General features: G+C 75.4%; 13 protein-coding genes and 1 riboswitch. Of the genes, 12 read left to right on the top strand and 1 reads right to left on the bottom strand.

The window, feature by feature from the left end; translation table 11 throughout:
- Window positions 1-42 precede the first annotated feature (42 nt).
- The 6 genes from ACQUFX_RS14300 to ACQUFX_RS14275 all read left to right on the top strand — a co-directional run bounded on the left by ACQUFX_RS14300 (window position 43) and on the right by ACQUFX_RS14275 (window position 7837).
- The gene (locus tag ACQUFX_RS14300) at window positions 43-2058 is read left to right on the top strand and encodes a primosomal protein N' (RefSeq protein ID WP_428966522.1); all 2016 of its coding nucleotides are present in this window, start codon (window positions 43-45) and stop codon (window positions 2056-2058) included.
- Window positions 2059-2262: 204 nt separating this feature from the next.
- The gene (locus ACQUFX_RS14295; RefSeq protein ID WP_428966521.1) at window positions 2263-3246 is read left to right on the top strand and encodes an AAA family ATPase; all 984 of its coding nucleotides are present in this window, start codon (window positions 2263-2265) and stop codon (window positions 3244-3246) included.
- Between the two features lie 181 nt (window positions 3247-3427).
- Window positions 3428-4663 carry a cytochrome P450 gene (locus tag ACQUFX_RS14290; protein ID WP_428966520.1) on the top strand — a complete coding sequence of 412 codons (1236 nt, stop codon included), beginning with the start codon at window positions 3428-3430 and terminating at the stop codon, window positions 4661-4663.
- 120 nt (window positions 4664-4783) lie between these two features.
- Window positions 4784-5338 carry a peptide deformylase gene (def, locus tag ACQUFX_RS14285; protein ID WP_428966519.1) on the top strand — a complete coding sequence of 185 codons (555 nt, stop codon included), beginning with the start codon at window positions 4784-4786 and terminating at the stop codon, window positions 5336-5338.
- A 7-nt stretch (window positions 5339-5345) separates the two neighbouring features.
- The gene (fmt, locus tag ACQUFX_RS14280; RefSeq protein ID WP_428966518.1) at window positions 5346-6272 is read left to right on the top strand and encodes a methionyl-tRNA formyltransferase; all 927 of its coding nucleotides are present in this window, start codon (window positions 5346-5348) and stop codon (window positions 6270-6272) included.
- The gene (locus ACQUFX_RS14275; RefSeq protein WP_428966517.1) at window positions 6269-7837 is read left to right on the top strand and encodes an RsmB/NOP family class I SAM-dependent RNA methyltransferase; all 1569 of its coding nucleotides are present in this window, start codon (window positions 6269-6271) and stop codon (window positions 7835-7837) included. The genes fmt and ACQUFX_RS14275 overlap by 4 nt, the downstream gene beginning before the upstream one ends.
- Before the next feature lie 43 nt (window positions 7838-7880).
- On the opposite strand, the gene ACQUFX_RS14270 is transcribed toward ACQUFX_RS14275, so the two are convergent.
- On the bottom strand, window positions 7881-8771 hold the full coding sequence (locus ACQUFX_RS14270; RefSeq protein ID WP_428966516.1) for a septum formation family protein: 891 nt from the start codon (window positions 8769-8771) through the stop codon (window positions 7881-7883).
- A gap of 257 nt (window positions 8772-9028) precedes the next feature.
- Here ACQUFX_RS14270 and rpe point away from each other — a divergent pair, with 257 nt between their 5' ends.
- The 6 genes from rpe (at window position 9029) to ACQUFX_RS14240 (ending at window position 14723) form a co-directional block, all read left to right on the top strand.
- The gene (gene rpe / locus ACQUFX_RS14265) at window positions 9029-9709 is read left to right on the top strand and encodes a ribulose-phosphate 3-epimerase (RefSeq protein ID WP_428966515.1); all 681 of its coding nucleotides are present in this window, start codon (window positions 9029-9031) and stop codon (window positions 9707-9709) included.
- A gap of 2 nt (window positions 9710-9711) precedes the next feature.
- A complete protein-coding gene (locus ACQUFX_RS14260; protein ID WP_428966514.1) occupies window positions 9712-10665 on the top strand; it encodes a GGDEF domain-containing response regulator in 954 nt (317 codons plus the stop codon).
- A 62-nt stretch (window positions 10666-10727) separates the two neighbouring features.
- Window positions 10728-10899, top strand: a riboswitch (FMN riboswitch).
- A gap of 141 nt (window positions 10900-11040) precedes the next feature.
- Window positions 11041-12102: a bifunctional diaminohydroxyphosphoribosylaminopyrimidine deaminase/5-amino-6-(5-phosphoribosylamino)uracil reductase RibD gene (gene ribD, locus ACQUFX_RS14255; RefSeq protein ID WP_428966513.1), complete on the top strand. Its 1062-nt coding sequence runs from the start codon at window positions 11041-11043 to the stop codon at window positions 12100-12102.
- Window position 12103: 1 nt separating this feature from the next.
- Window positions 12104-12715, top strand: coding sequence for a riboflavin synthase (locus ACQUFX_RS14250; RefSeq protein ID WP_428966512.1), 612 nt, complete (start codon window positions 12104-12106; stop codon window positions 12713-12715).
- On the top strand, window positions 12715-13413 hold the full coding sequence (pnuC, locus tag ACQUFX_RS14245; RefSeq protein WP_428966511.1) for a nicotinamide riboside transporter PnuC: 699 nt from the start codon (window positions 12715-12717) through the stop codon (window positions 13411-13413). Before ACQUFX_RS14250 ends, pnuC begins: the two co-directional genes overlap by 1 nt.
- Window positions 13410-14723 (top strand): bifunctional 3,4-dihydroxy-2-butanone-4-phosphate synthase/GTP cyclohydrolase II, encoded by a 1314-nt coding sequence (locus ACQUFX_RS14240; protein ID WP_428966510.1) that lies wholly within the window; start codon window positions 13410-13412, stop codon window positions 14721-14723. Before pnuC ends, ACQUFX_RS14240 begins: the two co-directional genes overlap by 4 nt.

The following is a 14723-nucleotide window of genomic DNA, read 5'->3' as shown; positions in this document are numbered from 1 at the left end:
GACCGGCGACCCGCTGACGGGTCGCCGGTCGCTCGTGTCTGCGTGGACGTCCCTCTGCCCCACCTCGACCGGCTCTTCGACTACCTGGTGCCGGCCGCCCTGGCCGACGACGCCGTGCCCGGCTGCCGGGTGAAGGTGCGCTTCGCCGGCCAACTGGTCGGCGGCTGGCTGCTGGAGCGGGTCGACGCCTCGACGTTCCAGGGCCGGTTGGAGTACCTGGAGAAGGTCGTCTCGCCGGTGCCGGTGCTGGCCCCCGAGGTGGCCCGGCTGGCCCGCGCGGTCGCCGACCGGTACGCGGGCAGCCTCGCCGACGTGCTCCGCCTCGCCGTCCCGCCCCGGCACGCCCGGGTCGAGAAGGAACTCCTCCCCGCCCCGGCGGCCGACGACCCGCCGTCCCCGGCTGAGCCCACCCGCCCGGCTGAGCCCAGCCGTCCCGCCGAGCCGGCCCACCCCCCGGTCGACAGCGCCGGCGCGGCACCCGCCGGGCCGCCCGGCGACGTGCTGGCGGCCGACGGCGGCTGGCGTGCCTACCCGGCCGGGCCGGCGCTGCTGCGGGCCCTCACCGAGGGGCGGGGCCCCCGGGCGGTCTGGTCCGCGCTGCCGGGGGAGGACTGGGCGGCCCGCTACGCCGAGGCCGCCGCCGCGACCGTCGCCGGTGGCCGGGGCGTGGTGATGGTGGTCGCCGACGGTCGGGACCTGGACCGGCTGGACGCGGCGCTGACGGCGACGCTGGGCGAGGGGCGGCACGTGCGGCTGTCGGCCGCGCTCGGCCCGGCCCGGCGGTACCGGGCCTTCCTCGCCGCCCGCCGGGGCGAGGTGCCGGTGGTGATCGGCACCCGGGCGGCGATGTTCGCCCCGGTCGACCGGCTCGGGCTGGTGGCGATCTGGGACGACGGGGACGACGTGCACGCCGAGCCCCGGGACCCGTACCCGCACGCCCGGGAGGTGCTGCTGACCCGGTCCCAGCTCACCGACGCCGCCGCGCTGGTGGGCGGCTTCTCCCGGACCGCCGAGGCGCAACTGCTGATCGAGACCGGGTGGGCCCGCGAGGTGGCCGCCGACCGGGCCGTCCTGCGCCAACGTACCCCGGCGGTGGCGCCGACCGGCGACGACCCGCAACTGGCCCGCGACCCGGGCGCGGCGACCGCCCGGCTGCCCAGCCTGGCCTGGACCGCCGCCCGGGAGGCGGTCCGCGCCGACCTGCCGGTGCTGGTGCAGGTGCCCCGCCGGGGGTACCTGCCCGCCGTGGCCTGCGCCGAGTGCCGGAGCCCGGCCCGCTGCCCGCACTGCGCCGGGCCGCTGGCGCTGCCGTCGGCCACCGGTACGCCCGCCTGCCGCTGGTGCGGTCGGGTCGCCGCCGCGTACGCCTGCCCGGAGTGCGGCGGGCGGCGGCTGCGGGCCGCGGTCGTCGGTGCCCGGCGCACCGCCGAGGAGTTGGGTCGGGCCTTCCCGGGGGTGCCGGTGCGGACCTCGGGCCGGGACGAGGTGCTGACCGCCGTGCCCGGCGGGGCCGGGCTGGTGATCGCCACCCCGGGCGCCGAGCCGGTGGCCGCTGGTGGGTACGGCGCGGTGCTGCTGCTCGACTCGTGGGCCCTGCTCACCCGGGCCGACCTGCGTGCCGGGGAGGAGGCGCTGCGCCGCTGGATGACCGCCGCCGCGCTGGCCCGGCCGGCCGCCGGGGGCGGCCGGGTGGTGGTGGTCGCCGACGGGGCGCTCGCCCCGGTGCAGGCGCTGCTGCGCTGGGACGCCGCCTGGTTCGCCGCCCGGGAACTGGCCGAACGCCGGGAGTTGGGCTTTCCCCCGGCGGTCCGGATGGCCAGCGTGACCGGCACCGCCGACGCGGTGGCCGACCTGCTGGCCGAGGCCCGCCTGCCCGAGGGGGCCGAGGTGCTCGGCCCGGTCCCGGCCGACGACGACCGGGAGCGGATGCTGGTCCGGGTGCCCCGGGCGCGGGCCGCCGCGCTCGCCGGGGCGTTGCACGCCGCCGCCGCCGCGCGTACGGCGCGTAAGGCCGTCGATCCGGTCCGTCTCCAGGTGGATCCGCTGAGCCTGTTCTGAGTGGCGTCGTGCCGGGCTGTTGGTCCCGAAGTGATAGCATCGCCCGTCATGCCCGGGCGCGCGGACGCGGCGACGGTGGTGGGGCCGGCGTCACCGTGAGTGACGGGTCGGTGGCGGCGTCGCGACGAGGTCGGGTCGGTCCCGGCGTCCCGGCGACGCCGAGTCGATGATGTCAACCAGACGGTGATCAGGGGTGGACCAGTCGTGACCGTACGTCAATCGATCGTCTTCAACGGTGACCTCGGCAGCGGCAAGAGCACCGTCTCCGTCGAGATCGCCGAACGGCTGGGGCTGCGCCGGGTCAGCGTCGGTGACCTGTACCGGCAGATGGCCCAGGAGCGCCAGATGACCGCGCTCCAGCTCAACCTGCACGCCGAGCTGGACCAGGCCGTCGACGGGTACGTCGACCAGTTGCAGCGCGACATCGCCGCCTCCGGTGAGCGCCTGGTCATGGACTCCCGGCTGGCCTGGCACTTCTTCACCGACGCGCTCAAGGTGCACATGATCACCGAGCCGGGCGAGGCGGCCCGGCGGGTGCTGGCCCGCCCCTCCGGCCCGGCCGAGAGCTACACCTCCCAGGAGGAGGCGAAGCTCCGGCTGCGCGAGCGCAGCGAGAGCGAGCGGAACCGGTTCATCGTCCGGTACGGCGTGGACAAGGCCCGGCTGCGCAACTACGACCTGATCTGCGACACCACCCGGGCCCGGGCCGACGAGGTGATCGAGCAGGTGATCGCCGTCTTCACCGGTACCCTCGGCGCCGACATCGTCACCCAGGACCCGCCGCTGCTGCTGCTCGACCCGGCCCGGGTGTACCCCACCGAGGACGTGTCCGCCCTGCGGGACCTGTGGGACTCGGACTTCGTGGGCGAGGTAACCGCCGCCGGCGGCCAGGCCCTGGAGCCGCTGAAGATCGGCTACACCGGCGAGTACTTCTACGTCGTGGACGGGCACCGCCGGCTCAGCGCCGCCCTGCAGAGCGGCTTCCGCCTCGTTCCGGGCCGCCTGGTGGCCGAGGTGGAGGAGCCGGTCGTCGGCGGGGTGAGCGCGGTGGAGTACTTCGCCGCCCAGGTCCGCCCCTCGATCGTGTACGACTGGGAGGCGGCCCACGGCATCCGGCTGCCGCTGCCCGAGCACGCCCTGCTCGGCGGGGGCGCGGTGCTCGCCGGGGAGCCGGCGCCCGGCGCCTGACCGGCTCGGCCTGACCGGCTCGGCACGGCCGGCCGGCCTGACCGGACCGCGTCGGCCGGGGGCGGTGCCCGCAGCCGGAGCGGGCCGGGCGGTGCCCGCTGCCGGGGCCACCCGGCCGGGGCTGCGGGCCGATGCCCGGTTCGGCATGATGGAGCCTTCCAGGCGTCGACGGGGAGGCTCAGTGGATGCGGCCGAGGCGATGACGGCGCTGCTCTCCCCGCAGGGGCGGGTGGACCCGTACCCGACCTACGCGCGGCTGCGCGCCCACGGGCCGGTGCTCCAGGGGCCGGAGTTCTCCCTGGTCAACGGCTACGCCGAGGCGGACGCGATCCTGCGTGACAACCGGTTCGGCGTGCTCGACGACGCGCTGCGCGACCAGGTGCTGCCCGGCTGGCGGGGCAGCCCGGCGATGGAGTCGATCTCCCGGTCGATGCTGCGCACCAACCCGCCCGACCACAGCCGGATGCGCCGGCTCGCGGCCGGCGCGTTCACCCCCCGCCGGATCGCCGAGCTGCGCGACGTGATCACCGCCCAGGCCGGCGAGCTGATCGACGCGATGGCCGCGAAGGGCCGCGACGGCGCCGTGGTGGACGTGATGGCCGAGTTCGCGTACCCGTTGCCGGTCGGGGTGATCTGCACGCTGCTCGGCGTCCCGGCGGCGGACTGGCCGCTGTTCCGGCGCTGGTCGGCCGACCTGACCGTGGTGCTGGAGCCCGAGATCACCGCAGCGGAGCTGGCCGTCGCCGACCGGGGTGCCGCCGAGCTGCGCGCCTACCTCACCGAGCTGATCGAGGCCCGCCGCCGGGCGCCCGCCGACGACCTGACCAGCGCGCTGGTCCGGGTGCACGACGCCGACGGCGACCGGCTCACCGGGGACGAACTGCTGGCCAACCTGGTGGTGCTGCTGGTGGCCGGCTTCGAGACGACCACCAACCTGCTCGGCAACGGCCTGGTCGTGCTCCTCGACCACCCCAGGGAGGCCGAGGCGCTGCGCACGCGGCCCGACCTCGCCCCGCAGTACGTCGAGGAACTGCTCCGGTACGACTCGCCGGTGCAGCTCACCACCCGCATCACCACCACCGGCGTCCGCTCCGGTGGGCTGGACCTGCCCGCCGGCAGTTGGGTGCTGGTCCTGCTCGGTGCCGCGAACCGGGACCCGCGCCGGTACCCCGAGCCGGAGCGCTTCGACGTCGGGCGGGCGCACCCGCAGCCGCTCTCCTTCGGCGCGGGGGCGCACTTCTGTCTCGGCGCCGGCCTGGCCCGGCTGGAGGCGCAGGTCGCCTTCCCGCTGCTGGTGCGCCGGCTGCCCGGCCTGGAGCTGGCCGCCCGCCCCCGGCGTCGGCCCCGGCTGACCCTGCGCGGATACGACACCCTGCCGGTCACCGTCGGCGGCTCCGACGACCGGCGGACGGCGTGACCGTGACCGGGGCCACCGCCTGCGGCGGTCACCGACCGTGGTAGGCCGCCGGGAACCGCCCGGGTCACTCCGTAGACTGGTACGGCACTGTTCGTCCCGCCGTCGAAGGAGCCATCCCGCGTGACCGTCCAGCCCATCCGTCTCTTCGGCGATCCGGTGCTGCGCACGCCGGCCGATCCGGTGGTCGATTTCGACGTCGAGCTGCGCAAGCTCGTCACCGATCTGACCGACACGATGCGCGAGCAGAACGGCGCCGGTCTGGCCGCGCCCCAGCTCGGCGTGGGGCTGCGGGTGTTCGCCTTCGACGTCGACGACGTGGTCGGGCACCTGGTCAACCCGGTGCTGGAGTTTCCCGACGAGGAGGAGCAGGACGGCCCGGAGGGCTGCCTGTCCATCCCCGGGCTCTACTTCGACACCCGGCGGCGGCAGAACGTGATCGCCAAGGGCTTCAACGGCTACGGCGACCCGATGCAGATCGTCGGCACCGGCCTGATGGCCCGCTGCGTCCAGCACGAGACCGACCACCTCGACGGGGTCCTCTTCCTCGACCGGCTCGACCAGGCCGGCCGCAAGGCGGCGATGAAGGCGATCCGGGCGGCCGAGTGGTACGACCCCGGTGCCCCGCCGACGGTGAAGGTGAACCCGCACAGCAGCCCCTTCGGCCTGGGGCGGTGACCGGCCGATGCGTCTGATCTTCGCCGGTACGCCGGCCGTCGCCGTACCCGCCCTGGACGCCCTGGCGGCCTCCGGGCACGACCTGCTCGCCGTGGTCACCCGTCCCGACGCGCCCGCCGGTCGCGGGCGGGGCCTGGTCCGCTCCCCGGTGGGGGCGTGGGCCGACGCGCACGGGGTGGAGGTGCTGACCCCGGCCCGTCCCCGGGAGCCGGAGTTCCTGGACCGGCTGCGTGAGCTGGCCCCGGACTGCGTGCCGGTGGTCGCCTACGGCGCGCTGGTGCCCCCGGTGGCGCTGGAGATCCCCCGGCACGGCTGGATCAACCTGCACTTCTCGCTGCTGCCCGCCTGGCGGGGCGCCGCGCCGGTGCAGCACGCGGTGCTGCACGGCGACGAGCTGACCGGGGCCAGCGTGTTCCAGTTGGAGGAGGGCCTGGACACCGGGCCGGTCTTCGGCACGGTGACCGACGAGATCCGCCCCGCCGACACCTCCGGTGACCTGCTGGAGCGGCTGGCGCACTCCGGCGCCGGCCTGCTGGTGGCCGTCCTCGACGCGATCGGGGCGGGCAGCGCGCGGGCCGAGCCGCAGCCCGCCGACGGGGTGTCGCTGGCACCGAAGCTGACCGTGGAGGACGCCCGGGTGCGCTGGTCCGATCCGGCGTTCGCGGTGGACCGGCGGATCCGGGCGTGCACCCCGGCCCCCGGCCCGTGGACCACCTTCCGGGGCGACCGGGTGAAGCTCGGCCCGGTGACCGTGGTGCCGGACGGGCCCGAGTTGAAACCCGGTGAGCTGCTGGTGGAGAAGTCCCGGGTGCTGGCCGGCACGGCCACCGGCCCGGTTCGGCTGGGCGAGGTGCGGGCGGCGGGCAAGAAGGCGATGCCGGCCACCGACTGGGCCCGCGGGACCCGGGTCGCTGCCGGCGAGGAGCTGGCGTGACCGGGGCGTCGAACGGCCCCGAGCGGGGGTACGCGCCGGGTCGCCCCGACCGTGCCGCCGGCCCGCGTTCCGGTTCTGACCAGCGTTTCGGCGGTGACCAGCGTTCCGGCGGTGGCGACCAGCGCTTCGGCGGTGGCGACCGGCGGGGCGGTGCGGACCGGCGGCCCGGCGGCGACCGGCGCGGTGCGGCGGGCCGGCCGGCCCGCCCGCCGGTGGACCGGGCCCGGCAGGCGGCGTACGAGGCGGTCGCGGCGGTGCACCGCGACGACGCGTACGCCAACCTGGTGTTGCCGGCGATCCTGCGCGAGACGGGCCTGTACGGCCGGGACGCCGCCTTCGCCACCGAGCTGACCTACGGCACCCTGCGGCACCTGGGCACCCTGGACGCGGTGCTGACCGCCGCCGCCGGGCGGGACGTGGCCCGGATCGACCCGCCGGTGCGCGACGCGCTGCGGCTCGGGGCGTACCAGCTCCTGCACACCCGGGTTCCGCCGCACGCGGCGGTCTCCTCCACCGTGGACCTGGTCCGGCTGGTGGGCGCGGGGGCGACCGGGTTCGCCAACGCGGTGCTGCGGGAGGTCACCACCCGCGACGCCGACGGCTGGGTGGCCCAGCTCGCCCCGTCCGCCGAGACCGATCCGATCGGCCACCTGGCGCTGGCGTACAGCCACCCGCAGTGGATCGTGCGGGCGTTCAGCGAGGCGCTCGGCGGTGACCTGGGGGAGACCACTCGGCTGCTGATCGAGGACAACGAGCGTCCCCCGGTGCACCTGTGCGCCCGACCGGGGCTGGTCGACGCGGTGGAGCTGGCCGACGAGGTCGGCGGCGCCCCGGGCGCCTTCTCCCCGTACGCGGTCTACCTGTCCGGTGGGGCGCCCGGCGACCTGCCGGCGGTGGCGCAGGGGCGGGCGCACGTGCAGGACGAGGGGTCGCAACTGGTCGCCGACGCGCTGGTCGCCGCCCCGCTCGACGGCCCGGACGGCCGGTGGCTGGACCTGTGCGCCGGTCCGGGCGGCAAGTCGGGGCTGCTCGGTGCGCTGGCCGCCCAGCGGGGGGCCCGACTGACCGCGGTCGAGGTGGCCGAGCACCGGGCCCGGCTGGTGGCCGAGGCGACCCGGGGGCTGCCGGTGACCGTGCTGGCCACCGACGGGCGGACCGTCGGCAGCGACCCGAAGCTGCCCGAGGGGCACTTCGACCGGGTACTGGTGGACGCGCCCTGCACCGGGCTGGGCTCGCTGCGGCGGCGGCCGGAGTCGCGGTGGCGGCGGCAGCCGTCGGACCTGTCGGCGCTGACCCGGTTGCAGCGGGAGCTGCTCGCCGCCGGGTTGCGGGCGGCCCGGCCGGGCGGGGTGGTGGCGTACGTGACCTGCTCCCCGCACACGGTGGAGACGCACGTGTCGGTGACCGAGGCGGCCCGGCGCTGCGGTGTCGGGGTGGACTTCGTCGACGCCCGGCCGCTGCTGCCGGCGGGGATGCCCGGCCTCGGTGACGGGCCGACGGTGCAGCTCTGGCCGCACCGTCACGGCACCGACGCGATGTTCCTCGCCACCCTCCGCCGCACCTGACCCACCGCCCCACCCCGCCTGGGCGCGACCCGGGCGGGGTGGGTCAGGTGGTGGGGAGGCCCTGGGGCCCGGCGTCGCGCATGGAGCGGGTGAGCTTGCGGTCGTCGCTCCACAGGAAACAGCGCACGCCCCGGTCGCCCTCCTCCCACTCCCGCTGCGACGGCGGGTAGAAGATCGAGCCGGCCCGGTACGGCAGCTCGCTGTTGACCGGTACGGCGGCGAAGGCGGCGACCAGGGTCATGCAGCGCCGGTGCACCTGGGCGTTGGCCCTGCTGAACTCCGCCCAGGTCATGTCCCGTTCCTCGTACACGCCGACGAACTCGGCGCGGTGCGGCTCGGTGCAGAGCACCGGGGCCATGTAGTTGAGGTTGCCGCCGATCAGCTTCGGGTCGAAGCAGCGGTGGGCCAGGGGCGAGTCGCCGAGCAGGGCGCCGCGCAGGCTGCCGACCCGGTTGACCGGGCGGGTGTTGTCGATGCTGTCGGTCTCGCTGAGGTCGCACCGGAACCAGCGCGCCCCGACGCGCCACGCCGCGCTGGACGGCACGGCGATGTTCAGGGTGAGCCGGGCCGAGCGCCAGTCCCCGCCGAGCACCTGGCGGGCCCGCTGGTCGCACTCGGCGCGGGCGGTGCGCAGGGCCGGGGAGCCGGGCTCCGGCCGGGTGTCGGCCTCGGCGCTGGCGCCGGTGAAGGTGCCGACGTGGATCGCCTCGGCGAGGTGGCTGCGGGCGCAGTCGACGGTGTCGTAGGTGCTGGCCTGGACCACCACGCTGATCCGGGGCAGGCAGGCCCCGGCGGCGGGGACGAACGCCCGGGGCGGACGCAGCGCGGGCCAGTCGTCGGTGAGGTCACCGTCGGAGCCGTGTGGCGGCACGCAGCCGGTGAGCAGCAGCACCACCGTGCCGGCCAGCGCCAGCGCACCATGCCACCGTCGCATCGTCTGCCCTTTCCGGGAGCTGACGGCCGGTCGCCGCGACCCGTGCGGCGATGCGCCGCCGGGCGAGCAGCATACGCCACCGTCCCTGTTGGAGTGTTACGGTGTTTCCGTTGATCAGCCAGTCATTGCTGGCTTTTCAGCCCGGATCGCCGGAGCGGAACGGCCAATTGTGTACCACCGGTCACGGGTGGGTGACAACGGGTCTCGGATGGTGCCGCGATGGCGACGTCCGGTGGCGGCGTTCGTACACTGGCCCGGTGACCGTACCTCCGCCGATCATCGCGCCGAGCATCCTGGCCGCCGACTTCGCCCGCCTGGCCGAGGAGATCCGCGCCGTCGAGGGCGCGGCGGACTGGGCCCACGTCGACGTCATGGACAACCACTTCGTGCCCAACCTGACCATCGGCCTGCCCGTGGTGCAGAGCCTGCGGGCGGCGACCGAGATCCCGTTCGACGTGCACCTCATGATTGAGGACCCGCGCCGCTGGGCCCCCGGGTACGCCGACGCCGGGGCGTACAACGTCACCTTCCACGCCGAGGCGTGTGACGACCCGGTCGCGCTCGCCAAGGACCTGCGCTCGGCCGGGGCCAAGGCGGGGCTGGCGATCGACCGGGACACCCCGATCGAGCCGTACCTGGACCTGCTGCCCAGCTTCGACACTCTGCTGATCATGACGATCAAGGCCGGGTTCGGCGGGCAGCGGTTCATCCCGCACCTGCTGGACAAGGTCCGGGCCGCCCGGCGGCACGTCGCCGCCGGCCACCTGGACCTGCGCATCGAGGTCGACGGCGGGATCGCCGCCGACACCATCGAGCAGGCCGCCGAGGCCGGCGCGGACGCCTTCGTCGCCGGCACCGCCGTCTACGGCGCCGCCGATCCCGCCGAGGCGGTCCGCAAGCTGCGGGCCCTCGCCGAGCGCGCCGGCGGCGGGCACTGAGCATGGACGCCGACGGCGACCGGCCCGATGTCATCCTCGTCGTCGACGACGACGCGGACATCGCCCGTTTCGTCGAGTTCAACCTGCGGCTGCACGGCTTCGACGTGATCCACGCCGCCGACGGCCAGGAGGCCCTGGAGGTCATCGAGCGTCGCCGGCCGGACCTGGCCGTGGTCGACCTGATGATGCCCCGCATCGACGGGCTCGAACTGACCCGCCGGCTGCGCGCCGACCCGATGACCTCCGCCCTGCCGGTGATCATGCTGACCGCCAAGGGGATGACCGTGGACAAGGTGCACGGGCTCGCCGCCGGCGCCGACGACTACCTGGTCAAGCCCTTCGACACCGCCGAACTGGTGGCCCGGGTCAGCTCCACGTTGCGGCGCAACAAGGAGTTCCGGGAGGTCTCGCCGCTGACCGGGCTGCCCGGCAACAGCCGGATCCGCCGGGAGATCGGCGACCGGGTCCGCAGCGGCGCCGACTACGCGGTCGGCTACATCGACATCGACCGGTTCAAGAGCGTCAACGACCGGTACGGCTTCGTCCGGGGCGACGAGTTCATCTCCGCGCTGGCCCGCAGCCTGCACCGGGCCCTGGTCACGGTGGGCCTGCCGCCGGCCTTCCTCGGTCACGTCGGCGGCGACGACTTCGTGATCGTGTGCAGCCCCGAGCAGGTCCGCCCGCTGACCTCCCGCGCCGTGGTCGACTTCGAGAGCGCCGCCGACGCGCTCTACGACCCCACCGACCGGGAACGCGGGTTCGTCGAGTTGAAGGACCGGCGGGGCAACATCCGCCGGGCCGCCCTGGTCACCCTCTCCATCGGCGTCTCGCTCTCCGACGCCGGCAAACGGATCACCGATCCGCTCGCCGCGATCGCCACCGCCTCGGAGATGAAGACGGTCGCCAAGAGCCAACCCGGCTCGTACGTCGCGGTGGACCGACGCCGCTCCCTGTGAGTAAGCACGCGGGAATAGCGACATCGGGGCATTGTCGTGTAAGACTTCTTCAGGTACCCACCACGCGCTGGCGGGACTCGGTGTAATTCCGAACCGGCGGTGATCCACGGTCCGACCGTGGTAAGCCCGCGACCCGGACGGCCTCGGCCGCCCGGTGGACCTGGTGAGAATCCGGGGCCGACGGTTGAGTGCGGCACCACCGCGCTCAGACAGTCCGGATGGGAGACAGCGCGCGGGACGGATGGGCCCTGCCGGCCGCTGACCTCAGCCGCCGCGCGTGGGTCCCCCCGGGGCGGCTGTGCCGTTCCCGGCCTCCGCCGCCGCCTGCTCTCACCGCCTGCGCGCGACCGGCGAGCGAGAGGGCAGGAACAGGCGATGACCGGGGTCTCCGTCGACGAGGCGATGCGTCGCGCGATCGAACTCGCGGCCCGTGGTCTCGGCACCACCAGCCCCAACCCGGTGGTCGGCTGCGTGCTGCTCGACGCCGCCGGCCAGGTCGTCGGGGAGGGCTTCCACGCCTACGCCGGCGGGCCGCACGCGGAGATCGTCGCGCTGGCCCAGGCCGGTGAGCGGGCCCGGGGCGGCACCGCCGTGGTCACCCTGGAACCCTGCGACCACACCGGCCGCACCGGCCCCTGCAGCACCGCGCTGATCAACGCCGGGGTGGCCCGGGTGGTGATCGCCGTGCCGGACCCGGACCCGGTCGCCACCGGTGGGGCGGAGACGCTGCGCGCCGCCGGGGTCCGGGTGGACGTCGGGGTCCGCGCCGACGAGGCCGAGGCCGGCAACGTCGCCTGGCTGACCTCGGTACGCCGGGGCCGGCCGTACGTGATCTGGAAGTACGCCGCGACCCTGGACGGCCGGGCCGCCGCCGCCGACGGCACCAGCATGTGGATCACCTCCGAGGCGTCCCGGATCGACGTGCACGCGCTGCGCGGCACGGTCGACGCGGTGATCGCCGGGGTCGGCACCGTCCTCGCCGACGACCCCCGGCTCACCGCCCGCAACCTGCGCGACGGCAGCCTCGCCATCCGCCAGCCGCTGCGGGTGGTGGTCGACTCGGCCGGCCGTACCCCGCTCGACGCCCGGGTCCGCGACGGCGCGGCCCGGACCTGGATCGCCACCGGCAAGGAGGTCGGGTTCGACCCGGCGGGCCGGGTGGACCTGACCGCGCTGCTGGCCGCCCTGCACGAGCGCGGGATCCGGGCGGCGCTGCTGGAGGGCGGGCCCCGGCTGGCCGGCGCGTTCCTCGCCGCCGGCCTGGTCGACCGGGTGGTCGGCTACGTCGCGCCCCGGCTGCTCGGCGCCGGGCCGGCCGCGCTGGTCGACGCCGGTGTGGGCACCATCACGGAGGCCATCGACCTCGACGTGACCGACGTTACGCAGATCGGCCCCGACCTGCGCATCACCGCGGTACCCCGGAAGAGGGAGAGCTGACATGTTCACCGGCATCGTCGAGGAACTGGGTGAGGTCGTCCGGACGACGTCGACGGGCGGCGACTCGGCGCTGTTCGCCCTGCGCGGGCCGCTGGTCACCAGCGACGCCCGGCACGGCGACTCGATCGCGGTCAACGGGGTCTGTCTCACCGTGGTCGACGTCGACGGCGACGTCTTCACCGCCGACGTGATGGGGGAGACCCTGCGCCGCTCCGCCCTCGGCGCGCTGCGCCCCGGCGACCCGGTCAACCTGGAACGGGCCGCCGCGCTCGGCTCCCGGCTCGGCGGCCACCTGGTGCAGGGCCACGTCGACGGGGTCGGCGAGGTGACCGCCCGGGAGCCGGCCGAGCAGTGGGAGACGGTCCGCTTCCGGCTCCCCGACACCCTGGCCCGGTACGTCGTGGAGAAGGGCTCGATCACCGTCGACGGGGTGTCGCTCACCGTCGCCGGGGTCGGCGCGGACTGGTTCACCGTCGGGCTGATCCCGACCACCCTCACGCTGACCACCCTCGGCGGCAGGGGCGTCGGCGACCCGGTCAACCTGGAGGTCGACGTGCTGGCCAAGTACGTCGAGCGGCTGCTCGGCCCCCGACTGCCCGGCGGGGACGCCTGATGGACCCGCTGACCTGGCTGCTGCACGCCCAGACGCAGATCGCCGGTGAGCCGGTGCTGGTCCGCGAGATCGTCGGCAACGGCTTCGGACTCGCCTCGGCGCTGCTCGGGCTGCGCCGGGTGGTCTGGGCGTGGCCGGTCGGCATGGTCGGCAACGCGCTGCTGCTCACCGTCTTCCTCGGCGGGGTCTTCGCCACCCCGCAGGCCCACGACCTGTACGGCCAGGCCGGCCGGCAGGTCTTCTTCTTCGCGGTCAGCCTCTACGGCTGGTGGCGCTGGGGCCGGACCCGGCGGCTCGGCACCGCACCCGACGGGGCGGCGGTGGCCCCCCGCTGGGCCACCGGGCGGGAGCGGCTGGGCCTGCTGGCCGCCGCCGCGCTCGGCACCGCCGTGGCGTACCCGGTGCTCGCCGCCCTCGGCTCCTGGGGGCCGCTGCCGGACGCCTGGATCCTGGTCGGCAGCCTGCTCGCCACGTACGGCATGGCCCGGGGCTGGGTGGACTTCTGGCTGATCTGGATCGCCGTGGACGCGGTCGGCGTACCGCTGCTGCTGCGCGGCGGCTTCTACCCGTCGGCGGCGATGTACCTGCTGTACGGCGTCTTCTGCGCCGCCGGCCTGGCCACCTGGTGGCGTACCTCCCGGGCCCTGCGCCCGGCCCGCAGCCCGATCCCGTCGACCTACTCGGAGGCCGTGGCATGAACGAGCGAGACGAACCGGACCGGACACCCACCGACGCCGCCCCGACCAGCGGATTCGGCAGTATCGAGCAGGCGCTGGCGGACATCGCCGCCGGTCGCCCCGTCGTCGTGGTCGACGACGCCGACCGGGAGAACGAGGGCGACCTGATCTTCGCCGCCGAACTCGCCACCCCGGAGCTGCTGGCCTTCATGGTCCGCTGGACCTCCGGCTACATCTGCGTACCGTTGACCGAGGCGGAGGCCGACCGGCTCGACCTGCCGCCGATGCACCACACCAACCAGGACCGGCGGGGCACCGCGTACACGGTGACCGTGGACGCCCGGGAGGGGATCACCACCGGCATCTCCGCCGCCGACCGGGCGCACACCATCCGGCTGCTCGCCGACCCGGCCACCGGCCCGGCCGACCTGGCCCGCCCCGGGCACCTGGTGCCGCTGCGCGCCCGCCCCGGCGGGGTGCTGCGCCGTCCCGGGCACACCGAGGCGGCGGTGGACCTGACCCGGCTCGCCGGGCTGCGCCCGGCCGGGGTGATCTGCGAGCTGGTCAACGACGACGGCACCATGATGCGCCTGCCCGACCTGGAGAAGTTCTGCGCCGAGCACGGCCTGACCCTGGTCACCATCGCCGACCTGATCGCCCACCGGCGGCGTACCGAGAAGCAGGTCGAGCTGGTCGCCGAGGCCCGGATGCCGACCCGGCACGGGGTGTTCCGGGCGATGGGCTACCGCGCCGAACACGACCCCGCCGAGCACGTCGCCATGGTCATGGGGGACCTCGGCGACGGGCAGGACGTCCTGGTCCGGGTGCACTCCGAGTGCCTCACCGGCGACGTCTTCGGCTCGCTGCGCTGCGACTGCGGCCCCCAGTTGGACGCCGCCCTGGCCCGGGTCGCCACGGAGGGCCGCGGCGTGGTCCTCTACGTCCGCGGGCACGAGGGGCGTGGCATCGGGCTGCTGCACAAGCTCCAGGCGTACCAGCTCCAGGACCTCGGCCGGGACACCGTCGACGCGAACCTCGACCTGGGCCTGCCCGCCGACGCCCGGGACTACGGCACCGGCGCGCAGATCCTCTACGACCTCGGGGTCCGCTCGATGCGGCTGCTCACCAACAACCCGGCCAAGCGGGCCGGCCTGGAAGGCTACGGGCTGACCATCCTCGGCCGGGAGGGCCTGCCGATCCGCCCGCACCCGGAGAACGTCCGGTACCTGCGCACCAAGCGGGACCGGATGGGACACCTGCTCGACGAGTTGGACGACATCACCGAGACCCCGGCCGGCAGACGGGCCGCCGGCGACGAGATCGGAGCATGA

This window comes from Micromonospora fluostatini (assembly GCF_050410825.1).
Taxonomy (GTDB): domain Bacteria; phylum Actinomycetota; class Actinomycetes; order Mycobacteriales; family Micromonosporaceae; genus Micromonospora; species Micromonospora rosaria.
The sequence above is the reverse complement of the archived record's forward strand: the minus strand, read 5'-3'. Positions and strand labels throughout refer to the sequence as shown.